Origin of the sequence: Paenibacillus residui (assembly GCF_042677205.1) — a bacterium.
GTDB lineage: Bacteria > Bacillota > Bacilli > Paenibacillales > NBRC-103111 > Paenibacillus_L > Paenibacillus_L residui.
Window position 1 is genome coordinate 93,185 of record NZ_JBHTIU010000027.1, and the last position, 23,671, is coordinate 116,855.

Consider the following 23,671-nt stretch of genomic DNA (forward strand, 5'->3'; position numbering starts at 1 on the left):
GCATGGACCTCAACCATTCCCTGATACAATGGGATAACAGTATAAGGAGCATGGACCTCGACCATTCCCTGACTCAATGGGATAACCGTGCAAAGGTACGACAAAGGCTGTTGTTCAGGTCGGCTTCTGCTGCGGATTTCTCCAATCGAAGAAATCGTCGAACGGATAGCAGGGGCGTCTCAATTTGTTAAACACAAGCTTCCGCAGATCGGCCGGACTGCGTCCCGGCGTATCCAGCAGGAAGATGTGCTTCGATATCGCCTCGTAATCGGCCCGGAATTGATTGGCCGATTTCACCAGGACGATGTCTGCGGACGCCGGCTCCAGCCCCACGCTTCGATACATGCTCGGATCGCCCGAGAACGTAGGTCTTTCCGTAATCAGAAGCGACAGCCTTCCCAGCTCCAGCACGACGCAGCGGCCCATATTCGCTTCCGTCCCCTTGGCATAGCCCCCGGCCAAAGTAAAGTGCCCGTCGCCAATATGCCTGACCCGGCCGCAGACCCGCAGCGGTTCACCGTCCGGACAGATGGAATAGCCGACGTCTACCTCTACGGACCGGCCTTCTCCCGCGGCAGCAGCCCGAGCCACGGCCGGCGCATCGACAATTGTCAGCAAGATGCTGTAGCTTAGATGCGCCCCGCAGCTCAACAGCTCCCGGAGAACGAAATTGCTGTCCCCGGTCGAACCCGCACCGGGACTGTCCGCGGAATCCGAAATGACGAAGGGCCCGTCGCCCGCTTGCCGCCCGGAGGCCAGCTCCACGATTTCTCGAACCGAGTGAAGCCGGATCTGGAACTCGTGACGCTTCTGCCAGAACAGATCGGCCAGCCGCTCCGCCTCCCTCTCTGCCGCTTTCCCATCCTCATGGACTGTGACGACCGCACAGCCCATCTCTTCGATATCGAGCCACGGCTGGACGGGAAACAGGGAGGTCACCCGGGAGTTCCCCCGCCGCTCCCCCTCCTCCACTGCTTGCCACAGCTCGGCGAATGGACCGTGAGAGCTTTGGCTGTTCTCGGCAGGAACGATCATCGGGATCTTCCGCATGCGTACCGCCGGCTTCCTCCCGCTTCGCAGCATGGAGAACAACAGAGAGGCGGAGCGCATGCCCGTGGAGACAAAATCAGTATGGGGATAGGTGCGAAACCCTACGATTCCGTCCGCCAGGGAGGCCATTTTCGCCGTTACGTTGGCATGCAAATCCAGGGAGACGACGAAGGGAACGTCTCCAATAACTCCCCGAATCATTTCCATTAAGCAGCCTTCCACATCATCGCAACCATCGGCCACCATCGCACCATGCATCGCAAAATACACACCACTGTACCCGGAATGGGATTGAAGCTCCCGAAGCAGCGTTTCCTTCAATTCCTCCAGAGCATCTGCCGTAAATACTCCGGACGAGACCGCATTGGCGGCCATCGTCGGAATGACCTCAATTCCCTCGGCAGAGGCGGCGCGCATAAATCCGCTCAGCTCATTTTCCGTCCTTGCCCGAAGAATGTCTTCACCAAACTGCAGCCGATGCCGGCGGAAATCGTCCATGGTGCTTCTGGCGGGACTGAACGTATTGCTCTCTTGAATGACGGCACCGATTAATACCTTCGGTTTGTTCATGGGAGGACTCTCACATAGAGCACGGAATATTTCTGCAGCTCCAGTTTCCATTCGGCGGAAGAAAGCTGATTCTCTTGAATAAGCTCCAGATTCCTTTCTTTGTCGATTGAATAAATTTGAATTCGCTCATATGTGGCTCCGGAATCGGCTAACCCATTCAGACGCAAGTTTACTGCACGGTCCTCGTTATGGAAATTAGCGAGCAAAGCCGCGACCGGTCCATTCTCCTCCTTGGCCGCCAGACACGACAGTCCATTGGCATCCTCCGGCAGCTCGCAGTGAAGGCGTACATTATGCCGCCGCAAGCTTTCGAAAGCCTGGAAGGTGTAGTACGTCTTCTGCGGAACGCCGTGATAATCGAACAGGCCGCAGAACAGGGCAGTCGGCTGACCGTCGTAATAGTTGGCCGCATCCACCGGAAGGTCCTGCAATAAAGTAAGGATATAGGCGGCGAAGGAGGCCCCTTCCTCCCCTTTCTGCCGATTGAAAGTATCTGCACGCAAATATTCATTGCCTTTTTGCCATATGGTACCGAAATCGGCAACAAAATAGTTCCATTCATTGAGATGACTTTCCGTATCCTTGAAGCCGTACTGATCCAGCATGGCCCGGACATGAAGGGCCCGGCCGGCAATAACTTGCGGATCGGCGGTATACGTATGCCAGGAGAAAAAGTCGAGCGGCACCCGCTTCTCCCGGCAGTGCTCCAGAAATTCAGGAACAAAGTCGGCGGTTGGCCTGGCTACGGCAGGTCCTCCCACCTTAAGAGAAGGATCGTAGCGCTTGATTGCCGTCGCTGCCGTTTCATAGAGCGAGTAATATTGCTCGTGAGTGCCCGACCACATCCTTACGCTGTAGTCCGGCTCATTCCATATCTCCCAGTATTCGATACCGTAATGAAAACCGTCAGCCCAGCCCTCGTTATAATGGCGGATGATTCCGATGCAAATTTGCGCCCATTTTTCGTAATTTTCAGGAGGGTGAACGAAATATTTCTTCTCGGTATGCTCGATGCTTTCCCCCAAGCGGTAGACAATTTTCGCTCCGGTGGCGGCGACCGTACGAAGATATTCATCGGTCTGTGAGAAATTGTAGCTGTCTGGATCGGCCGGGTCCTTCGAGAAATCCGGGAAGACGATATGGATATCGACCTCGCGGGGGTGCGGCCAATTCGGATCATGCAGCCTGACCAGCGGAACCCCCATAGATACGAAATAATCGGAAACATCGACCAGCGAGCCGTAAGTCACCGGCCCGTTATTGACCCCGTGAATCGGTTTGACGGGCCCAAGCGGCCGGTCGATATTCAGTTGAATTTCTGACATGTCCTACTCCCCCATTGTCGCTATTTTGGTCACGATACTCCTGCGGAGTAACGCCAAAAGCTTTCTTGAACACTTTTATAAAATAAGCCGTATTTAAATAACCGACTTGGCTGGTAATCTCGTAAACTTTCAAATCCGTATTCAGCAGCAAGTGAACCGCCCGCTCCATCCGCACGCGAGACAAGTAATCCTTAAGCCCTTCCCCGGTTTCCAGCTTGTAAACCTTGGACAAATAGACGGGATGCATATCCACGTGAGTTGCAAGCGTTTGCAGAGAGACATCCTCCGCCAGATTCGAATGGATGTATTCCTGGATTTGCTCAATGAGTGTTTTTCTGACATCCTGAATTTCCACCTGATTCGACAGGGATAGCCTTCGGCAAACCTCGAAGGACCATTCCTTGAGCAGGGAGACCGACTGCATCAATTCGGGAGAATGGTAGAACCGCTGATCCCCTTCGCAATTCAGCGCCTGGGCCACCGTCTGTCCGTTCGTATGCGCGTAATGAAAGCATGCGGATAGCACCGTATGATAGATCTCGGACAAATAATCGGCATGAATCGGCGAATCCCGCGTTGTCGCTTCGAGTTCGGTAAAGACGCTTTGCAGCTTGGCCTTGGCCTCTTCCCAGAAACCGGCTACGAACAAATGAGAAATCGACGGCGGGGCCTGCAGGACGGAAGCCGCACTCAGCACGGAGGCGGTCTCGGATTGTCCGGCCGTCAGGAGCAGTCCGGTATCATCCCCTATCCTTCTTCTTAAGGTTTGCACCGCTGATTCATACACCGTCATCAGATCGAATGGGAAGGAGACGCATTTCCCGTAGACGACCGACAGATTTTCTTTCAGATAGTGCAGGACCAGATGCTGCAATTGGCTCAGCAGCCGGGAGACCGATTCTTCTTGACGCCCATCGGGCACCTTTTCCCTCGGCTTCAGAATAAGAACCAAATAATTGTGAATATCCTTGCATGACCATAGATGATACATAGGGCCCAGCACTTCTTCGGCGATATTCATGATGGAATATTCCAGCAATGAGCGCTTGCTGTGCCCGGGGGTGCGGCGCTCCAAGCGGATAACCGCCGGATAGACCACATCTCCTTCCTCATAGGGCAGCTCGAGAAGCGCGCATTTTTCATTCAGCTCGGAGGCTGTCTGGCTTCCCTCCAGCATATTGCGCAGCAGATCCGACCTCAGGGTGGGCAGATGCTTCTGCAAATATTGAACCGTTGTCCGCTGAGAGGTGATCTCATTCCATTCCTTCCGCATGGAGGACGTCAGCTTGCGGACCGCGTTCGCAAGCCATTCGTCGCGAACCGGCTTGAGCAAATAGTCGGCCGCACGCAGGCGAAGGGCCTGCTGGGCATACTCAAACTCGGCATGGCCGGTCAGCAGGATGAACTGGATCCGGTTCGAATAGGTACGGATCGTCTCGATCAGCTCGATGCCGTCCATTCCCGGCATGCGGATATCGGTCAGGACGATATCGATGAATTGCTGTCCGACGATGTTCAGAGCCTCCTTGGCAGAATACGCACAGAATACTTCCTCGATATCCAGCTCCGACCAGGGGGTCGTCTGTGCAATCGCGTCGACGACGGAGCGTTCGTCATCTACGATCAAGATCCGGAACATCCTTCTCCTCCCCTTTCCTCTCCAGGACGACGACGACAGTCGTTCCTCCGTTCTTTCCTTGCTTGACCTGCAGGCCGGAGCCTTCGCTGAACATCAATTGCAGCCGCCGATTGACGTTCCACAGCCCGAATGATCCATTATCTGTGTTCTCGCTGCGTCCCAATCGCTCCCGCAGCTCCTCCAGGCGGGCGTCATCCATACCGACACCGTTATCTTCTATAATGATCAGGGAGCGATTCCCCTCGGAGCGACCGATAATCGAAATGCAGCCTCTCCCTTCCTTCGGCTCAATTCCGTGAATGACGGCATTCTCGATGATGGGCTGCAGGATCAGCCTTGGAATGACAATCCTCATTAAAGAGTCCGGAACATCGATCTGATAGGTCATCCGATTAGTGCGCAGGTTCTGGATTTCCAGATAGTTCACGATCACGTTTAGCTCCTCTTCCAGCTGAGCCGTTTGTTTTCCCAATCTCGTGGTATAGCGGAAATATTCCCCCAGATTCAAAGCCATGGCTGCAACGGCCTCTTCGTCCCCCAGACGGGCCATATTTTTGATGAAGAACAGGCAATTGTACAGAAAATGAGGATTGATCTGCGATTGCAGCTGCTTCAATACCGCTTCTCTGGAGCGGACTCTCTCTTCATCGAGCTTCGTCATCAGATCTTCGATCTCTTGCGCCATCTCGTTAAAACGCTGGAACAAAAACGAAAATTCGCTGGCCCCTTCCAGCCGGATCCGGGAGGAATAATCCCCTCTCTTGATTCTCTGCATATTCTTGACCAGCATCCGGATAGGCACCTGAAGCTGCCGGTACAGAATGTAAGAGGCGACCACTCCGAACCCGAGCAGGATAAGGGTAAACGTGTAAAATAAATCACGGGCCTTGGTCACCGGAGATAAAATCTGATCGACCGGAATGGAATCTACCAAATACCAGTCCACTCCATATAAAGGAACGAAGCTGAGCAAGTATTGCTGGTCGGCAAGCTGCAGCGATATATTCTTCCCGATCCCGAGAGGCACCGTATGTAAATAATCGACGACGCCTCCGGCATAAGCCTCATCCAGCGTCCGGTTGCCGATCACTCCGAATTCGGGGCTGTACAGCAGAGGGTCACCTTGACCATCCGCCTTGTACTGGTCCAGCAGCGTCTGCAGATGCGATGCTTCGAAGGCCGTCTTGACGATTAATCTCGCGGATTCCGGCTCTTCGTAGGCCGTGGCGGGAGTGAGGGAGAACCAGACGAATTTCGCCGGTTCATCCCCCCGCCCCTTCACATATTGCCAGCCTCTGCTAATTCCGCTTATGAGCTCGGAATCTACATAGCTGAAGGTTTTGCTGGAGGTGGAGATCACCTCTTGCGATAGACGGGAATAGACGGTAATTTCCGTCCTCCAGCCCGTAATCCCGGATTGCAGCGAAATATGATCCAGGATCATGTTCGTCAGCTTCTGCCGGTCATACGGGTCCCCCGACTGCTGCTGATACTCCAGCTCGCGGATTGCCGGATCATTCGCCAGCGTAATCGAATTGATGGAAATCTGGCTTAATTTCTCTTCGAGCTGGCTTTTCAGAAAAAGCAGCTTGTTCAAATTGGCGGCCTCGATTTCGCTCTTGATCACCTTCACCGTAGTTTGGTTATAGATCGTGAACAGGAGCATCATTAACAGAAGCAGTCCAAAGATAAGAATGACGACCTTGGAGAAGCTGTTCAGCTTTTGTATCATCGTTTTCATCACGCGCCCTGAGTGAAGTGTTATCTGTAGAATAACAGTAACATAGCCCTTCCCGGCCGTATACCAAGTTTTGTGCCAAGGCGGTTTATCGCGAAACGCTTTGGTACCACTCATTCACTTCCTTCGTAATTTGTTCCCCTCCCTGCGCCTTCCACTCTTCAACGAAAGCATCGAACGACTCTACCGGATCATTGCCGAAAATGATTTTGCTGAACTTCTCCATCTCCAGCTTCTTCAAATAATCCCATTTGGTTTCCATAGTAGGAGTTGTTCCGCCTGTGAACTCGCTCTTGACCGAAAACTCCCGCGAGTCCCAGACATCGGTGGCAGATTGCAGCTCGATCGGAGGCACGAAGCCGCCCCAGATTTTCTCATACGGCGTTTCCGCTTTGCCGGACTCCGCGATTTTCACCAGTGCCTGCAGATTCTGCGATGGAATTCTCGGACCATGCTCCAGCAAGCTGTAGAAAAACACGCGAACGCCGCCTCCCGGAATTTTCGCCAGATCGTACGTCACCTCGCCGTCCACGATATCCCAGTCGTATCCTTTGGCCCAACCGTTCTCGAACTCGCTGCCCGGCTTCGGATCGGCAACATGATCGAACAAGTAGTTGGCATACGTGAAGAAGATTTCCGGGTTCTTCATCTTTTTATTGATGAATATCGCTCCGTTGTACGGATGCCTTCCGTAATGCATGCTTTTGCCGTCCGGCCCTACCGGCAGCGGGAAGGTGACCAGCTCGGCTTCCGGATTGTTCTTCTCCAGATCCCCCATCGGATAAGCTTCCGACCAGTATGGACCGGAGAAGGTGCCCGCGCTGCCGGCCGACATGAACGATCCGGCTTTGGCGGCATCCCATATCCCGGCTTCCTGCGGGATATATCCTTTTTGTACCCAATCCTTCAGCTTCTGCAGCCCTTGCTTGATTTCCGGCTGAACGGAGCCGTAGCCTATCGAGCCGTCTTCCTGCTTCAGCCAGAAACCGGGCATAGTGCCATAAGCTCCGAACACCCAGCCCAATCCGAAGGAGTCGCTGTACGAGTCCTTGAGTCCGGTGGAAACTCCATACGTGTTCTTCTGTCCGTCTCCATCCGGGTCGCCGTTCGTGAAGGCCTCCAGCATTTTCTCATAGTCCTCCAGCGTTGTTGGCGCTTCCAAGTCAAATTTTTCCATCCAGTCGCCGCGCACCCACAAGACAGGATCATTGTTGTAATCGTAATCCAGATTCGGGATCCCGTAGCGCTTGCCGTCCCGGGTGAATTCATACCATACGGAAGGATCCTCGTTCATAGCCTTCTTCCAGGTTTCCCCCGCATATTTGTCAAATAGCTCTCCAACGTCCATAAACTTGCCGGAGTCGATCAGCATCTGTGCCACCGAACCGCTGGCGAACAGCACATCGGGCATCTCTTCATTAGAGGATAAGGCAAGCTTCAGCTTGGTGGCGTAGGCCCCGTTAGTATCCTTCACAGACCACAAGTTCTTGATTTCAATCCCCAGCTTATCCTTGGCCCACCGGTAATGAACGTTATCATCCATCGTTTCGCCGTTCTTGAATTCAGCAGCGGAGACAATCCGCCTGACGGTCGTTATCGTTACGGGCGGGTCATACTTCCCGTCGACGAGCTGCAGACCGGCTTCCTGCGGCTTGTCCGATCCTCCTCCGGGATCGCCGCCTCCGGCCGAAGAATCTCCCCCCGTGCACCCCGTCACTGCGACCGATGCCAGCAGTCCGGCTATGGCGAGCAGTGAACCTTTGCGAACGTGATTAGTCATTCCTTCTCCCCCAATCTATGATTAGAAGCTTCTTCATTAATCCTAACCTCATTTTCCGAGAGAAGAAATAATCTATTATTAACAACGGGATATGGTTTTATAAAGATTTGGTGCGTTCCTTAACGGTTGGTTAACATTTGCCTGCTGCCGGATCAAGCGGTTGCCAGCCTCGAATCGGGATTAGTGAGCTTAGGGGTTAACGGTCAGATGTCTGCGTAAAAGATATAAACCAGCGGCTTACAGCCCTGTTTTTGCATGAAATTAATAAGAGATCCGGTTCAGGGGCAAAGCATCTTTGAACGAAAGGAAGGGCTGGGAACAAGGCCCGGGGGCGGAGGAAAAAAGAAGGAACGGTAGGCGTTATTGAGCTTGGCTGCCGGTTAATAAAACAATATGCCAGGTTAAGGATGGGTTATATAGGTTTGAAAAGGGACGTGCTAAAATGTGAACTATCACTCGGATAAAGGATGGTTTGCCCATGGAATCGCATCTCAAACGAAGTTCTCCGCCAACAGTAACCGCTGTTCAAAGGGGCAAGAGGAAGCTCCTGCGGGAGACGTGGCCTTTTCACCTTATGCTGCTGCCCGCAGTCATCCTCGCTTTTCTATTTAACTATCTGCCGATGTTCGGCGTAGTGATGGCCTTCCAAAACTATAAGCCCTGGACCGGCTTTCTGCATTCCGATTGGGTCGGGCTGGAGCATTTCCGCTCCATGTTCACCAGAACCGACAGCAGTCAAGTCATCTGGAACACATTTATCATCGCTTCGTTGAAAATTGTCTTTATAATTATCGTTCCCGTCAGCTTCGCTCTCCTATTGAATGAAATTCGGAAGATGGCGTTCAAGAGAACCGTGCAGACGCTTGTCTATTTGCCCCACTTTCTGTCCTGGGTCATTCTTGGCGGGATTCTGGTCGATTTGCTGTCCCCGCAGTCCGGACTGGTGAACCGGGTGCTGCAAGGCTGGTTCGGCATCGATCCGATTTTCTTCCTCGGCGACGGAGACTGGTTCCGGTTTACGGTCGTAACTAGTCATATCTGGAAGGAATTCGGATACGGGACGATTATTTATTTGGCCGCACTGGCCGGCATCAATCCCAATCTCTATGAGGCGGCCGAGGTGGACGGGGCCAACCGCTGGCAGCAAACGGTCTATATTACGCTGCCCGCTCTGGTGCCGATCATCGTTGTCTGTACCACCTTGGAGCTCAGCAACATATTAAGCGCCGGGTTTGACCAGATTTTCAACCTGTACAATCCCATGGTGTATGACAAAGGGGACATTATCGACACCTTTGTCTACCGGGTCGGAATTCTGGATCAGCAGATGAGCTTCTCTACGGCGATCGGGTTATTCAAATCAGTCGTCAGCCTGATTCTGGTCGTTATCGTATACCGAATCGCGCACAAGGTTGCCGATTACCGTATTTTCTAGGAGGTGAAATCATGTACTACAAAACATGGCCCTATCGCTTCTTCAGCTTCTTCAACCATCTGCTGCTGTTAGGCACGGCTGTCTTGTGCATGCTGCCGCTGTGGCATACGCTGGCTTTGTCCTTAAGCGGAAGAGCTCCGGCGAACGCCAACCGGGTCGGGTTGATTCCGATTGACTTTACATTCGATGCGTATCAAAAAACTTTGGCGAACCCGGATTTTCTGCAAGCGCTGTCCATCGCCTTTCAGAGAACGTTCCTGGGGACCGTTTTCGGGATGCTGATCATCTTCCTGGCGGCCTATCCCTTATCCAGAACGGCCAGTGTCTTTCGTTCCAGAACGTACTATTCCTGGTTCTTCATCATCACTCTGTTATTTAGCGGAGGGCTGATCCCTACTTATATCGTGGTGCAGAAGCTGGGGCTGATGAATTCCATCTGGGCCTTGATCCTGCCGTCAGCGGTTAATGTCTGGCTGCTGATTCTCATGATGAGCTTCTTTCGCAATGTTCCGAAGGAATTGGAAGAAGCCGCACTGATGGACGGCGCGGGTCAGTTTCGCATTTTATTCACGATTTTTCTGCCTATCTCCATGCCGGCGGTGGCGACCCTGTCGCTGTTTACGATGGTGCACCATTGGAACTCCTGGTTTGACGGACTGATTTACATTACGAAAGCAGAGAAATATCCGCTCTCGACATTCCTGCAGACGATCTTGGTGCAAATCGATACCTCCCAGCTTTCCTCGGCGGGCCGGGACCTGGAGAACATCTCCAACAAAACCGTCAAGGCGGCGCAAATCTTTATCGGCGCCCTCCCTATTCTGGCCGTCTATCCGTTCCTTCAGAAATATTTTGTCAAGGGAGTCGTTCTGGGGGCCATTAAGGAGTAAAGCAAGCATGGCACGCTGGAAGGAATCAAGCCCCAAATCCGGCCGCTGGATGAGCTGCACGCCCGAGTGCACTCTCCGGCGGCTATTGTATTCCTGAATCGGCTCGTTCTATTGGTTAGGACATGAAACAAAAAAAGACGCCTGACAGCGTCCTTTTGCAAATGAAAGTGGCTTCATGATTTAGGCCTGGCATTGCCCTTGCTTGAATTTCCCGATTTCCGTTCTCCGGAATGGGAAGGATTGGAATCAAACCGCTTGCGCTCGGTTCGTTCGATCTGCACAATCTTCCCATCATGGACTATGATTTGCACACATCCATACTCCAGCCCGCTCACACTGGCTATAATTCGATTTGCCCATACCTCATCGATTTGTAACGGTTTCGTCACCGTTCTCCCTCCTCCTTCATTTTTACATCGAGAAGCCGACTTCCCGCTGTCTTCTCTTAAAATCCGGTGATGGTTGAAGCATTCACGCCAAGCTCGGGATATCCCGCATACGATTATCCTCTGATCTCTTCAAGCTTCCATCTTCGTTCCGTGTTGACAAATATATAACAAAAAAGACACACACCACTACACGTCACATTCGGGCTGTGTCTCCGGAGGTCCGGTCGACCAACTAATCCCATTTATTTAGTCGGATATATAGTTAACGATATCTTATCACCGCTGGAATCAGGTGTCAACACAGTAATTTCATGACAACTTCTTCGGCAGGCGGAATGACTTCCTCCGCCTAATCCTGTAAAATATTAGTGGCGGCCAGAAATGGCTTAAATGGTTGCCGTTTGAAACCCAATCCGAAATCATTTGAATATCACATCATCAGTTTGGAGGAACGGAATTTAAATGGAGCTGCTAGTTAAATTGGAGCAAGTCAGTATGCGCTTCGGTTCAAAGCCGATTCTGGACAAGGTGAATTTATCCGTGTATAAGCGGCAATCGCTGGCCGTAATTGGTCCGAACGGCTCCGGCAAAAGCACCTTGCTGCGTCTGGTTGCCGGTCTCTCCTCTCCTACAGAGGGCAAAGTCCGTTATTTCGGCAACCCGAAACCGGTCATCGGCTGGGTGCCGGACCGTTTTCCGAAGCTGCCTTTTAACGCTTTTGAATATTTAATGCATATGGGACAAATAAGAGGGATGGACAAAGCCCTCTTGCGGCGCACGATTCCCGGGTTGCTGCAGCGGGCCCGTCTGGAGAATGCGGGACGCACCTGGATACGAAATTTTTCCAAAGGAATGCTGCAAAAGCTGGCCATCGTTCAGGCCGTACTGAAGAACCCGGATCTGCTTATTATGGACGAGCCTTTATCCGGACTGGACGGGGAATCCGAGAACGATTTGCTGGAGATGTTCCTTCAGTTGAAGGCACAAGGAGTTACTCTCCTGTTCGCTTGTCATGAAGCGATCCTCTGGGAGAAGCTCGCGGACCGGACGCTCCGGATTCATCAGACCCGCATCGAACCGAATTCTTCCAAGGATGAGCTTTCCTCAGTTGTCTGTATTATAGTCAGACAGATCGGATTCGGTGAACTCGAAGGCTGGTCCGGCAGGCCCGGAGTCATGGAAGTAGCCGAGGGAGAGAGCGGCATTGAACTCAAAGTCGATGCCGGGTACAGCGATACCTTGCTGAGGGAGCTGCTGGACAGAGGCGGTTCAATCGTAACCATAAGCCGGGAATCGGGAGGGGATCGTCCATGAGCCCGATGCTGGCCTTGATTCGCTACCAACTGCAGCTTTTTGCACGAAGCTACCGTTACTTTGCTCCGATGACCTTATATCTCATCTTTATTGCCTGGATCTATTCCATGATTCCTAATCCGGTCATGAGCAGCTATGCCAGCACTTCCGTCTGCTTGTTTTTGGTGGCTGCTTGGCTGTCCTTTAACTTCTATTCGACGGAACCTCCGACCCAACAGCAGTTGACCTTGATGCATTCCCGCAGCGGAATCCGTTATCATGCCAGCCGAATGGCAACCGTATGGGTGGCTGCTTTTCCCCTAACGCTGTTCGCTGTGCTGTATCCCATCATTCGCGGGAGCTTCGATCGCGCGCCGACGGCGATAGAGATGGCAGTCTCCCTGTACAGTCATCTGCTGTTCACCTGGATGGCGATTGTGCTGACTGCCCTGTTCTGTTCCAAGATCGGTACCCAGCTTATCTCCAAGCTGGGCGGGTTGGTGCTGGCATTGACCTTGTCGCTGGCCGTACCCGGCCTGGCCGAATGGCTGCCTTCGCCCCTCCAATGGTTATTGTGGGTAGTGCCGCCGGCTTCGCCTATCATCGACACCTTGATGAATTTCGACGCTTTGGGCGAAGCGCCGGCTATTGCCAAGCTGGTCTGGCCTTCGCTGTATACATTGGCTTTAAGCCTTCTGACGGTGGTCTATCTGCAGATACGCCGAAAATAAACAACGATTGAGCAGATGAGACAGCTCATGTTTATCGATGAATAGTCAAAGCCTCAATCCTTCACAAACACTACGCAGATATGCAGAAATTCCGAGGAAATGATTCGACGTAGGGCTGTTTATCCTCATGCTGACGCAACGCGCGTCGGGAAAGGCGCGCGTTTAATAGATTACCTAGGCCCCTTTCAGCTATCATGTCCGCTGGCGGATTCAGCGGCTGATGGTGGTGACTCTCACGATTTATTGTCGCCATCCATTTTTGCAAATTTTTCCTTCAAGCTAACGGAATTTCTACCAGATGCTTCTCATAGGAACTATGGAAAGGGTTTAATTAATTTGAGTTCTGGAAATTTCCATATCTCGTTTGAAATCTGTTGTTATGTCTATCCTTTCTTTCTACATTGCTACATTGATTCCATTAACCTCAGATTATTAATTATTAAACACTAATTTGAGACATAATCACTTAACTAATTTCCAAATAAGAATCCCTTCTTCATCCAAATATTCACTTTTCTGTAATATGTGATTATTTTCATAATCTAACCAATACTCAGTTTTAACTGGGAAATCAGATACTACTTTATAAGCCTTTCTCTTACCGAAAAATTCAGATTCGATTTCACCCGTTTCAACAATTTGAAAGTAAGGGGTATACCCACTAGCATCTTGATAAAAAATATAACTATCTTTTTGAATATTTTGTAAAAATAATAATAGGAAGATGTTTGATTCTTTTATAAATATATTTTCATTTGGCGGTAATATAATACGTGTCGTATCAGAAAGCGATCCCTTCGTAGTCTTATTTATCGTTTTAGTCACAACTTCAGTATAGTTTTCGTTATATTCAAATTTTTGGGTTATATTAATATGTTCTCTTTCATCTATTAATTCCCTCTCCTCGTAGCTCGTTGTTGTATAGTTATTATTCATTTTGTACAATCTATAATTTTTCAACCCATCTTGTAACCCAGTTAGGTATTCGGCCGAAAACTCCTTTTCAACAACCATCTCATAGCCTTCTGGAGTAGGAATAATATCGTATTGGGCTGTACCTACCTTGTTCTGTTCATTGAATATATCGTATTTGAGAGAAATATCTGTTACTTCTTCAGCATTATCCACCCCTAACATTGTTGGATCTCCACTTTTTTTCATTTCTAATATTTCCATTTTACTATTTGCCTTGCAACCTACTATCAATATGATACATATGATAGTAATTATGAATGAAGATCGTTTCATAATCATATTCTCTCTCCATTAAATTAAAAGTTTTGTGAAGCAATTGAAAAATAGGCAAGTGGCAACATGGTGACCCAATGAAATAACAAAATGTATTGTAGTCATAGCCACCGGCTCAGTCGGTGGATTCCATTAGCCCTATAAGGGCATGTTATAATCAAGCGACTCAAAGGCGCACTGAAAGTCTGCCAACTGCGTTCTGTCACAGACCAGTACAGAAAAAGTCCTCTTTACCTCCCCTTTTAATCGACTTACCCGTGAGGTCGAAAAGCCTTTCTGTTCAGTTCTTGACTTACGCCATTTGGTTTCGGATACTTAGCGATCACTTTCCTGTTTCGCCCTACCGTATCCACATAGTATCCTCTGTACCAGAATTGGCGGTTCGTATCAGCACTTCAAATTCGCAAATTTGTGAAAAATCATGGCAAACATTCTGACATACTCAAGTTAGGTGAGTATTTACTGGCATGTGAATATGATCTAGGCAAGCCTCGATTGATGAATTTTCGTTCACTCAAATTCCAGATAATTTTTCCGATCTCATAATTTTCCGTAAACTATTTGCCTATAATATTTCAGTGGTTCGATTTCATTTATGTTAGACTTCTCTAATCCATCTCTTGTCCTCCTTGTTTCAATCCGAGCGGCTGGCATATTCGCTCTCATCCTATCATCAAGTTCAGGGGATGACTACTCATATCTATAAGTTTCCCGAACCCCCAGTCTAACTGGAGTTTTCTTTTACAAAAATACCTCTTTGGTAAAATTTATCTAAGCGAAAGCGGAGATGCACAACGTTTGCAAGTAATCTTTTCAGCCGTTCAAAGCTATTTGAAGAGGAGGAAGCAATACTTCCCCCTCTTTTCCACTATCAGTTAATATCGTACGTGTACCGCCATTGCCACCACCATCCCCACTCTATATCCTTAAATCCTGGATTATAATATGTCACCAGGGCACCAAGGTACACCGTGTCAGGGTATTTAACATAACCACTTTCCTTAATCCAATCTGCAGTATATACTTGTGAAAAACCGTCTCCAACAATTTTATCTGCAAAGCCCGGGAATGTTTTCGATACGGAACCTAAGCTATATCCCGCCAAGCTAGGTTGAACAGTCACTTGAACCTGAGAACCATCTGTGATTCTTTGTGTTCCCTTTGGAGCCCAATCTTGCACAGTTGCAGTAATGTTAGAATTGCTAACGGTTATATGCCAGCGTAAGCTATTAATACCTGAGTATTTCACACAGTGCTTACCCCCACCGCAATCAATTAGATAACTTTGACCTCGAATATTGCTTTTCATATCAAGTCCATGGACAACACTATCATCTTCGGATCTAGACTTGGAGGTATAAAGATCAACTACCCCATAAAATTTCACATAGGTGGAATTCTCAACTGTCGGAGTACTCCCTACATGTCTCCATTCATTCGAATTCCAGTTTCCAGAGTCTGCCACAAATAATTGAGGATTGTCCGCCACTGAAAAACCAATTCCATTTTCTAACAAATATTGTTTGTTTTTTGCAGGGTCGTTAGACATTCTATAGAATTTGGTTTTTTTAGTTGACCCTTGTGGGTCAAGTTGTTCTGCAAAAACACTAGTACTCAAACTGAATACTAATGTAAGAGCAAACAGTAATGAAAACGCTTTTTTCATATCGTTTCCTCCTTACTCTTTTTATTTTGTAAACCGGCCGGTATACAATCGAAAATAGAATAAAAATGGAAAATAATGTTATTTTATCCAAAATTATACACAATTTTATTTAGCATGTATATGAGACTAAAGTCATATTTACCAGCATATTCCAAATTTTATGACGAAATTACCTTTTTATGAACGGACTAACTCTTCAATGCTTTCACTTGACTTGACCGTTAGTTCCTTTTGAGACTCATTTTTCAAATTCTCTTAAGGTAAGCAAGATAATACAAAGTGCTGCTTCTTTCATAAACAATTGACAGAAGGCAAATGTTGATATTCTGAAAGTTATTCAATAATGCTTGGAACTCTTTTTAAGTTTCATAATTGCGTATTACCGGCTGGGACAGGAGACAATGACAATTGAACAAATCGAAACGGTTGAAGAATATGTGTGAATGGACTGACGAACAGTGAGGAGGCTATGACATTAGGGTTTACTGTTCTACAAGTAAACAGACTAAAAATAAAATACAAAATGGGGGGAGCAGCGGGCATTTCCCACAAAAATCGAGTAAGGAACCCTGCACATGCTTTAAGTTATGAAGCAGAAAGGAGGAGCCGCAGAATTATACACATCCACAGTATTAAGACAACAACAACTGTCACTTTGACATCTACTCTCGGAACACAATGACATCCAAATAAGTAGTTCCAGCGTAAGACGGAGACGGGATCTACCAAACAGACCAAGCAAAGACGTCGCACGATCCATCTGCCAAAGCACAAAACGGGCATTCTCTGACAGATTTCGCCATCCTTATGCATGGCTGGAAGACTGCGCTCCCGGGTTTTCGTTGCATGAAGCAACTGGTTGCGACACAGACATCGTCATTGGAGCTGATTTCGCCCAACAAATATCGAGGGGTACTCCAATGTCATCCAGCTAGGCATTACGAAATAAGGGCCCCTCTTAGATTTTCAGTGATTGCTGGGATCTTCCGATAACTAAACAAAACGCTTGCCGTAAAACAAGAACTAGTTGGCGTATTTAAAAGGACCGGATTGAACGCTTGTGGGTTCGAGACTTCGGCTACTCGACATCACTAGCTGAAGCCGCTAACGAAGCCTTTGCCTCTCTCGTCCAGCAGCGAAAAAAGCAATTTTGTAGTATCCCCGTAGTCAAGTGAACTAACAAGATTTGGAAGAATAAGAAAACATATAGCCCAAGCGCAAAGAGGAAACGAAAAAGGCGAGTTCTGCATCGCCATACAAAGGCTTTATTCCAAGACGCATTAATAGTTAATCAGGCAAACTGGTAAGAATGACCTACTTTCGGAAAAGTGACATTCTCATATACGATTGAAAATAATAAAATAACTTGACGAGCATAAAATTCTACGTTACCATGAAAGTGGAAATATCCTTTATCTGGAAAACTGGGTATGGTTACCATGAATTTCGATTAAATGTCTAGCGTCCTTTCTGATTTCGGCTTTGCGAAGCCAAATCCATTAACTCTTTTCGAGCAATGAAATGATTTAAAGAAAGGTGGTCCTCTGCATGGATATATTAAGAGACAACCTAGGGGCATTCATAATTCTTCTTTTTTTATTTCCTATAGTCATGGTCATAGTAACAGGATGGTTACTAATTAAATACTTTTCTAAACGAAGATAGTAAAATTTTCTATTAGTAAAGAATCACGTTTGTCCTTATTGAACGATCTGATGTTTTCTATATACATTGGTTCTATTCTATCTGCAGATACGCCGAAAATAAACAACGATTGCCGTCATCTTGTCCGTTGTCTCGATTTTAATGAAGAAAGGAAGCCCTATATGTACTCTGTCGGCCAATTTTCCCGAATTTGCGGCATGTCGGTCAAGACCCTTCATCATTATGACGAAGTCGGATTATTAAAGCCCGCCCATATCGATCCGGAAACGGGCTACCGTTATTATGATTACGGGCAAATTCGAACGGCTCTGCAAATCCGGCGCTTGAAGGATTGCGGTTTGCCGCTGAACATGATCGCCGAATGGCTCAACGCCGACAACCCGGTGACATCGAAAACGATTCTGACCGAAAGCATCCACGAGGTCGAGCGAAACATCGAAGAGCTTAACCAAACAAAGAATAACATCTTGTCCTTATTGAACGAGCTGGAAACCAACAAGCCGCTTATGCCGGTTTCGTCGATTTCCGATTGCTTTGAAGAAATGAGGAAGGACACATGGATTTACAGCATCCGTGAAACTGTTCCAATTTCCGGTATCGATGATCTTGTCCGAACCCTGTTGGAAAGATTATACGCTCTGAAGCTCGAAGTGGAAGACGATGCCAGGCTCATGACGATATTCCATGATGATGAAATAGATCCGGCTTGTACGGAGTTGGAGGTTGGCCTGGCCGTTCAGCCGTCCTTCTCCGGTCTGCCGGGAACCCGAAGCATGGAAGGAGGAAAGCATGTCGGCGTTGAGGTCGAAGGCCCTTATTCCGAGCTCCCCTTCGGTTACGCCAAGCTGATCGATTATATCCGGTCCAACGGATACACCATCGTGGGACGACCGTTCGAAATGTATATTACCGGGCTGCTCCCTCCTTTGAGAAACAGCCGCGATTTCCGCTGCATTAAGCCGAACCTTCAGCTTAGCCCCCTTTCTTTCGTAACCAGGCTCTATATTCCTGTCAACAGCGATTGACCCTCCGGCTGCCGGAGGGTTTATATTATGCCTGAGGCCGGTTTGTGTCAATGTTTTATGGTTGGGGAGCCGGTCCCAATCTGATCGTGCCCTAACCTGATCGAAAGGGGTAAAATTGTAAAATGTATCATTCCAGACTACGCGGAGATTATTATGAAATGGGCTATCGCTATGGAAGCCTGCTGCACAAGAACGGCTTCAGGTTTCCCGAGGTTTCGCCGGAGAAGCTGGCATTCGGAGAGGAAAGCAGCACGATTCTGAAGGCTTATTATCCCGGAGCGATTGCGGAAATTCAAGGGTTTGCAGACGGCTGTGCGGCTTCCTTCGAGCAAGTAAGCTCTTTCCTGCTGACGGTAGGCCTCTTCGGGCAATCCCCTCAATGCAGTATTTTTGCCGTATGGAACGGCAGCGATATGATCGTCGGAAGGAATTATGACATGCTTCTTGATGTCAAGAAATATACGGACAGCTCGCTGGTGAGCCCCAATGGCCGCTTCCGGTATATTGGCCATTCAGACGTTTTTATCGGCAAAGTGGATGGCATGAACGAGCATGGACTGGCTGTGGCCATCACGCTTGTGCCGAGCCCTCTCCGGCAGCCCGGAGTCCACTTTTACTTTGCCACCCGTTATGTATTGGAGCACTGCCGTACGGTGGACGAAGCGGTTCGCGTCCTGTCCGGGTTTCCCGCTTCTCTCTGCTGCAATTACTTACTGGCTGACCCGACAGGCGGTATGGCCGTAGTAGAAGCTTCCCCGGAACGAATCCGTGTCCGCAGGCCCGAAGCGGGCGGAAATTCGCTTATTTGCACCAATCATCATCTTCATCCGGAGATGACCGACATTACCGGCTCACAACCGGAGGCCTGGAGCAAAACAACGGAAAGATATGCTGCCATTCAGCAGCAATTGAGACTTCTTCCCCAGCCGGGAGTCGAGGATGCTATCCGGATTCTATCGGATACGAAGGGCCATGTATGCCTGAATTTGAAGGAGCATCGGTTCGGGACCTTGTATTCCATAGTTATGAATTTAAGTCAACTGGAACTATACCGTGCGGAAGGTGCGCCGAATCGCTGCAAATACAAGAGGGACGACCGGTTAACCGCTCTGCTGAAAAGAACAGTTTAACCGGATTTGTCTTGTAGACAGCCCAATCCCCGCCGGATAGTGCAAAAGACAGATGATTGTCCAGGTCTTTTCTGGAAAAAAGCTGCACCGTACCAAATTCTAGAGCGAAACTGCAGGTCTTTTTGGGGAAAAGGCGCAACATGCTTAAATCTAAAGCAATAGTGCAGGTCTTTAGAGCGACTTTTGCGAATTCGCCCCATTTTGCCAAAAAGACCTGCACTTTTGAGCGTCTTTCGCTCTCTTTGCGGAAAACGGTCGGATTTGAATGTACTTTTGCTCGTCTTTGCGACGTCCTTACGGATCCGGGAAAGACGAGCGTCACCGTGAAAGAATAAGAGCGAGTGTGAGTGGAAAACTGACCACCAGCCTCGCTCTTTTTTTCCGAAAGCTTATCGCTTGTCGGTTCAGGCCGTTTCTCGGTAGTTTGGAAACTACTTTGAAGACAGCTACTTCAAATATTATTAAGAAGAGAGACGATAATGCTGGAGAACTACTTCTGCCAGTCCGGCTTTGTCCAACAGAGGGATGGGAGCCAGGAAAGTGACCGTCACGACGCCGGGATGACGGCCGATTTGAATGGCCCCTGTGATGGTGGCGCGATTCAACACTTCCGGCACCGTAATACCCAGCGTATCGGCCGCCCGCTTCAAGCCGTTGTCCGTCGCTTCATTCAGGTTGGCGCCCGTACCGACGAACGAAATAGGCGCCGTCTCCTCAATCCGGTCCAAGCCCCAGCTTTGCGCTAATTGCAGCGCCCGGCTCTTCTCTTCCGGCGTATAGGGACGGGCCAAATATGGAAGATCCTCCTCCACCGGAAGAAGAACGGGGCCATCGATCTTCAAACCTTTGATCACACGAACCTGCAGTGTGACGATTCCGGACACGTCCGTCGTATGCCCCGCAATTTCCCCGTCTCCCTGCATCGCATGCATATCCCCCAGATAAATTCCGCCTCCGGGCACCTTAACCGGACAAATTAACGTCGCATTCTCGCGTACGCGATTAATGTCCATATGTCCGTCTGTCCGGTCCTCCAGCTGCTCCCTGGTCATCGCATAATCATGCGGAGCTCCGAGCAGAAACGAGCCGAAATCTCCCGCATTATGCGAATCCGGGAAGGGACGGGCAGGCGTTGTCCCCAATTGTCCCAGGAAAGGACGGACCCTCGCAATGGCTCCGACAATATCGTGCGGGGCGAACGTCACGATCGGGTTCTGGCACGAACCTCCCGGTGTGGCCATATATCGCCGCCCATCCTGTGCAATTCGTTCGGCCGCCTCTTTCGGAAGGGTAACCCCGAACTCGCGGCTTTGGTCAAAGCCCATCGTATACCCGTTAGTGAAGACAAATGGCGTAACATCCGCTCCGCACTGAGCGCAGCGAATAGCCTCCGGACCTATCCCTTCAATGCGTGTCTCGGGATAGAAGGTCCCGCAATCCGGACACTTGGCGGCTACGAACGGGTCGCCCAGGAACCGTCCTTCTACGGTCTTGTCGTTACCCGATGCAGTGGCCAAGGAAGTAACGCGAATCGACTTGATGTGAATCGCAATGGCGTCGCCAACCTCTGCCCCTTCGACATACACCGGTTGAGTCACTTCATGCCCGCCGCGAAGCTTCGGTGTAATCATAGGCCCCCAGCATCCGGGAGTCGTGTTGGCCACAATATGCCCGCCGTCCCGGACCGGTCCCAGCATCGGCTTGGCCGGATCCAAAATTCCATCGGTGAAGGTGCTGACATAAACAGTTTCTTGAGCATTGGAATGATTCATGTCTGTCTCTCCTCGCTTTTGGAATTGTTGCCCCATAATTGGTTCACTTTAAGTATATCTCTTCTTCGCGGCATTACACAAACCCGCCGTGGAGTAGAGCCCTCTATTTCATCTAATCATCAAATGAAACGAGCAGCGAATGCTGGCAAGCGGTTTGCAAATCTCTCCAGATTCGATTGATGGGTGCATCCTCCATAACGGAGCGAATCCCCATATAGGGAAATAGGGCCTGTCCGCACGCTAATGCCATGCTTGCGGTCGTTTTGCACACCCGGCTTACTTCCTGCTGCTGCTCTTCGGTATGAGGAAGGCCTTCCACATGTCTATTCCAGGATTGCTGTATGCAGCCGTAGAATGCATCCGCCGCTCTTTGCCATCGGTCTTCCGTCTGCTTGATCTTGTTGCGGACCGAGAAATATCGGCCGGTCGCCCCCCAGGCTTCCCGGTTGTGATCCGTCACCCGTCTGGCCTCTTCCACTAAATGCTTCGCAATGCCAAGGGCTACGGCCGCGAACGAAGATTGGGCAAACGGGAGAAAAGGATAGCTATAGATAGGATCGTTATAATGAATCGGCTTCCCGGCCAAATCGAAAGTCATTTCCTCGGGAACAAACACCCGGTCTACCGTAATGGTATGACTCTCGGTTGCCCGCAATCCGAAAGCCGTCCAATCTCTTACAATGTCCACCTGCTCAGGACGGAAAATAAAGGAACGCATCTTCTGTCCGGAAGAATCCGACTCGTCGGTAATATAAGCATTAGCCGTGAACAGGGTGGCATGGGTGGAACCGCTGCAATATTGCCAACGGCCGCTCACCTCATACCCGCCTTCTACCCTCCGGGCGGTTCCGGAAGGATAGCCGCTTCCGGCTACCACCGCTTCCCGGCCGGAGAACAGTCTGCGTGCCGTCGATGCGTCCATATACGGGACAAAAAATCCTCCGCCGGCCCCAATCGTAACCAGCCAGCCGAAACTCCCGTCCGCCCAGGAGCACTGTTCGAACCATTGAAGCGCCTTCGGCAGAGGGGTCATCCTTCCCCCGAGCTCATCCGGAACGAACAATTTAAACAACCGAAGCTCGTAGATTATTTCTAGCATTTCGGGCGGGATGGCCATGAACCTATCCCATCCGATAGATTGTTCTCTAATTTGAGAAATTTGTTCTTTATTTAACATGGAAGGCAAATCCCCTTATTTGGATATGGAATATTGCGAAATGGACATCCGAACCTTAACAGCTCTATTATACACGAATCATCTTGGCAGAAATACAATCGTCCCAAGACTAACCATAAATACTCTTACTTGCTGCAATGGCCCGTCCAAATAAAAGACGGGTGTCAGCATATGCTTAACACCCCAGGCCCGCCGCAATAGCGGTGAAGATAATCATTCTATTCTTCTTTAGGATTGTGTCCGAAAGCATAGGGTGTTCCTCCCTGCAAGTTTAGCCGCACCGTTCTAATTACGCCGGAAGAACCGTATTGGAACGTCCTAAGGAGGTATCCGTATGAATGCCCGGACGGTAATGGCATAGTTCGCCCGCATAGATCAGATGCACCAGCTCCGACTTCTCCAAGTCGCATGGAGTGGTCATCGACGGGCATTTATCGACAAGCGCTACACCGTGCTGTTGAAATATCCAGGCAACAAACTGCGAGCAAAAATAAGCGTTCTTGCGCGGTATTTTTCTTTTGAAAAGAATGCCGAACAGGCCGAGCAGATTATACCGGTATTGGCATTTATTCTGTTCGATGTCCCGGATTTTACGGCGCATGCGCTCATAAACCGACTTCTCCACTTTGATGCAATAGATGGCACATGTCGCATTGCGAAATAACGGGGAGTTTATATTTTCCTTAATAAATCCCCCGATGAAAGGATTCCTCGGACGCTTGCGTCCAAAGCTGTAGACTTCGTTAAGCTCCCGGTCAAAAGCAATGGAGGCATGATTATAAGGGGCTCCGGTATAGAGCCTAATCAGCCGTGTAAATAACGTTCCCGTATCCGAGAGAAGGAGATACACCTGTTTCTCTTCTATCATAATTTCTCACCCGTATCTTCATAATCAATATAGGTATGGAGAGGGCTTGCGGTCAGACCCTTTCCGTCCGGTTCGAATCATTTTTATAATGTTACTTTTATTGTAGTCCTTAACCATGAGTTGCAGAACGGACTAGCGTCCGATATCTGATCTGGACTTTGGTCGGGTATTGGGCAAACCAAAACCATGCGAAACGTGCACGTGAACAGCCTTTACCAAGTTCAAAATATTTCGCACGGATTCTGCTTATATTCATGATCGTCTGTATTCGATAGAAAAA

At 49.4% G+C, this 23,671-nt stretch carries 17 protein-coding genes and 1 pseudogene; 6 read left to right on the top strand and 12 right to left on the bottom strand.

Annotation, left to right across the window (positions count from 1 at the left end; translation table 11 throughout):
• Nucleotides 1-114: 114 nt before the first annotated feature.
• From ACFQ03_RS07505 to ACFQ03_RS07525, 5 genes are all read right to left on the bottom strand, one after another.
• Entirely contained in the window at nucleotides 115-1,620 is a 1,506-nt protein-coding gene (locus ACFQ03_RS07505; protein WP_379287190.1) for a M81 family metallopeptidase, read from the bottom strand.
• Entirely contained in the window at nucleotides 1,617-2,945 is a 1,329-nt protein-coding gene (locus ACFQ03_RS07510) for a GH39 family glycosyl hydrolase (RefSeq protein ID WP_379287192.1), read from the bottom strand. The genes ACFQ03_RS07505 and ACFQ03_RS07510 overlap by 4 nt, the downstream gene beginning before the upstream one ends.
• Complete coding sequence (locus ACFQ03_RS07515) at nucleotides 2,878-4,584, bottom strand: response regulator transcription factor (protein ID WP_379287194.1); 1,707 nt, start codon at nucleotides 4,582-4,584, stop codon at nucleotides 2,878-2,880. The genes ACFQ03_RS07510 and ACFQ03_RS07515 overlap by 68 nt, the downstream gene beginning before the upstream one ends.
• Nucleotides 4,559-6,325: a sensor histidine kinase gene (locus tag ACFQ03_RS07520; protein ID WP_379287196.1), complete on the bottom strand. Its 1,767-nt coding sequence runs from the start codon at nucleotides 6,323-6,325 to the stop codon at nucleotides 4,559-4,561. The genes ACFQ03_RS07515 and ACFQ03_RS07520 overlap by 26 nt, the downstream gene beginning before the upstream one ends.
• 85 nt (nucleotides 6,326-6,410) lie before the next feature.
• Nucleotides 6,411-8,102 carry an extracellular solute-binding protein gene (locus tag ACFQ03_RS07525; protein WP_379287198.1) on the bottom strand — a complete coding sequence of 564 codons (1,692 nt, stop codon included), beginning with the start codon at nucleotides 8,100-8,102 and terminating at the stop codon, nucleotides 6,411-6,413.
• Nucleotides 8,103-8,580: 478 nt separating this feature from the next.
• Here ACFQ03_RS07525 and ACFQ03_RS07530 point away from each other — a divergent pair, with 478 nt between their 5' ends.
• Together ACFQ03_RS07530 and ACFQ03_RS07535 are read left to right on the top strand one after the other, a co-directional pair.
• On the top strand, nucleotides 8,581-9,537 hold the full coding sequence (locus ACFQ03_RS07530; RefSeq protein ID WP_379287200.1) for an ABC transporter permease: 957 nt from the start codon (nucleotides 8,581-8,583) through the stop codon (nucleotides 9,535-9,537).
• A gap of 11 nt (nucleotides 9,538-9,548) precedes the next feature.
• On the top strand, nucleotides 9,549-10,427 hold the full coding sequence (locus ACFQ03_RS07535) for a carbohydrate ABC transporter permease (RefSeq protein WP_379287202.1): 879 nt from the start codon (nucleotides 9,549-9,551) through the stop codon (nucleotides 10,425-10,427).
• 173 nt (nucleotides 10,428-10,600) lie between these two features.
• Here ACFQ03_RS07535 and ACFQ03_RS07540 read toward each other — a convergent pair whose 3' ends face one another.
• Nucleotides 10,601-10,816 carry a YezD family protein gene (locus ACFQ03_RS07540; RefSeq protein WP_379287204.1) on the bottom strand — a complete coding sequence of 72 codons (216 nt, stop codon included), beginning with the start codon at nucleotides 10,814-10,816 and terminating at the stop codon, nucleotides 10,601-10,603.
• A gap of 462 nt (nucleotides 10,817-11,278) precedes the next feature.
• Here ACFQ03_RS07540 and ACFQ03_RS07545 point away from each other — a divergent pair, with 462 nt between their 5' ends.
• Nucleotides 11,279-12,130, top strand: coding sequence for an ABC transporter ATP-binding protein (locus tag ACFQ03_RS07545; RefSeq protein ID WP_379287206.1), 852 nt, complete (start codon nucleotides 11,279-11,281; stop codon nucleotides 12,128-12,130).
• Nucleotides 12,127-12,840 (top strand): hypothetical protein, encoded by a 714-nt coding sequence (locus tag ACFQ03_RS07550; protein ID WP_379287208.1) that lies wholly within the window; start codon nucleotides 12,127-12,129, stop codon nucleotides 12,838-12,840. The genes ACFQ03_RS07545 and ACFQ03_RS07550 overlap by 4 nt, the downstream gene beginning before the upstream one ends.
• Before the next feature lie 462 nt (nucleotides 12,841-13,302).
• On the opposite strand, the gene ACFQ03_RS07555 is transcribed toward ACFQ03_RS07550, so the two are convergent.
• From ACFQ03_RS07555 to ACFQ03_RS07565, 3 genes and pseudogenes are all read right to left on the bottom strand, one after another.
• Nucleotides 13,303-14,094: a hypothetical protein gene (locus ACFQ03_RS07555; RefSeq protein WP_379287210.1), complete on the bottom strand. Its 792-nt coding sequence runs from the start codon at nucleotides 14,092-14,094 to the stop codon at nucleotides 13,303-13,305.
• A 305-nt stretch (nucleotides 14,095-14,399) separates the two neighbouring features.
• Nucleotides 14,400-14,511, bottom strand: a pseudogene (locus ACFQ03_RS07560) (IS200/IS605 family transposase); the annotation flags it as partial.
• Nucleotides 14,512-14,959: 448 nt separating this feature from the next.
• Nucleotides 14,960-15,754 carry a hypothetical protein gene (locus ACFQ03_RS07565; protein WP_379287212.1) on the bottom strand — a complete coding sequence of 265 codons (795 nt, stop codon included), beginning with the start codon at nucleotides 15,752-15,754 and terminating at the stop codon, nucleotides 14,960-14,962.
• Between the two features lie 1,826 nt (nucleotides 15,755-17,580).
• On the opposite strand from ACFQ03_RS07565, the gene ACFQ03_RS07570 reads away from it, so the two are divergent.
• Nucleotides 17,581-18,444 carry a MerR family transcriptional regulator gene (locus ACFQ03_RS07570; protein WP_379287214.1) on the top strand — a complete coding sequence of 288 codons (864 nt, stop codon included), beginning with the start codon at nucleotides 17,581-17,583 and terminating at the stop codon, nucleotides 18,442-18,444.
• Between the two features lie 122 nt (nucleotides 18,445-18,566).
• Nucleotides 18,567-19,574, top strand: a complete 1,008-nt coding sequence (locus tag ACFQ03_RS07575; protein ID WP_379287216.1) for a C45 family autoproteolytic acyltransferase/hydolase — start codon at nucleotides 18,567-18,569, stop codon at nucleotides 19,572-19,574.
• 461 nt (nucleotides 19,575-20,035) lie between these two features.
• On the opposite strand, the gene ACFQ03_RS07580 is transcribed toward ACFQ03_RS07575, so the two are convergent.
• The 3 genes from ACFQ03_RS07580 to ACFQ03_RS07590 all read right to left on the bottom strand — a co-directional run bounded on the left by ACFQ03_RS07580 (nucleotide 20,036) and on the right by ACFQ03_RS07590 (nucleotide 23,391).
• On the bottom strand, nucleotides 20,036-21,346 hold the full coding sequence (locus ACFQ03_RS07580) for an acetamidase/formamidase family protein (RefSeq protein WP_379287218.1): 1,311 nt from the start codon (nucleotides 21,344-21,346) through the stop codon (nucleotides 20,036-20,038).
• Between the two features lie 112 nt (nucleotides 21,347-21,458).
• The gene (locus ACFQ03_RS07585; RefSeq protein ID WP_379287220.1) at nucleotides 21,459-22,523 is read right to left on the bottom strand and encodes an acyl-CoA dehydrogenase; all 1,065 of its coding nucleotides are present in this window, start codon (nucleotides 22,521-22,523) and stop codon (nucleotides 21,459-21,461) included.
• A 289-nt stretch (nucleotides 22,524-22,812) separates the two neighbouring features.
• Entirely contained in the window at nucleotides 22,813-23,391 is a 579-nt protein-coding gene (locus tag ACFQ03_RS07590) for a hypothetical protein (protein ID WP_186328157.1), read from the bottom strand.
• Between the last annotated feature and the right edge of the window lie 280 nt (nucleotides 23,392-23,671).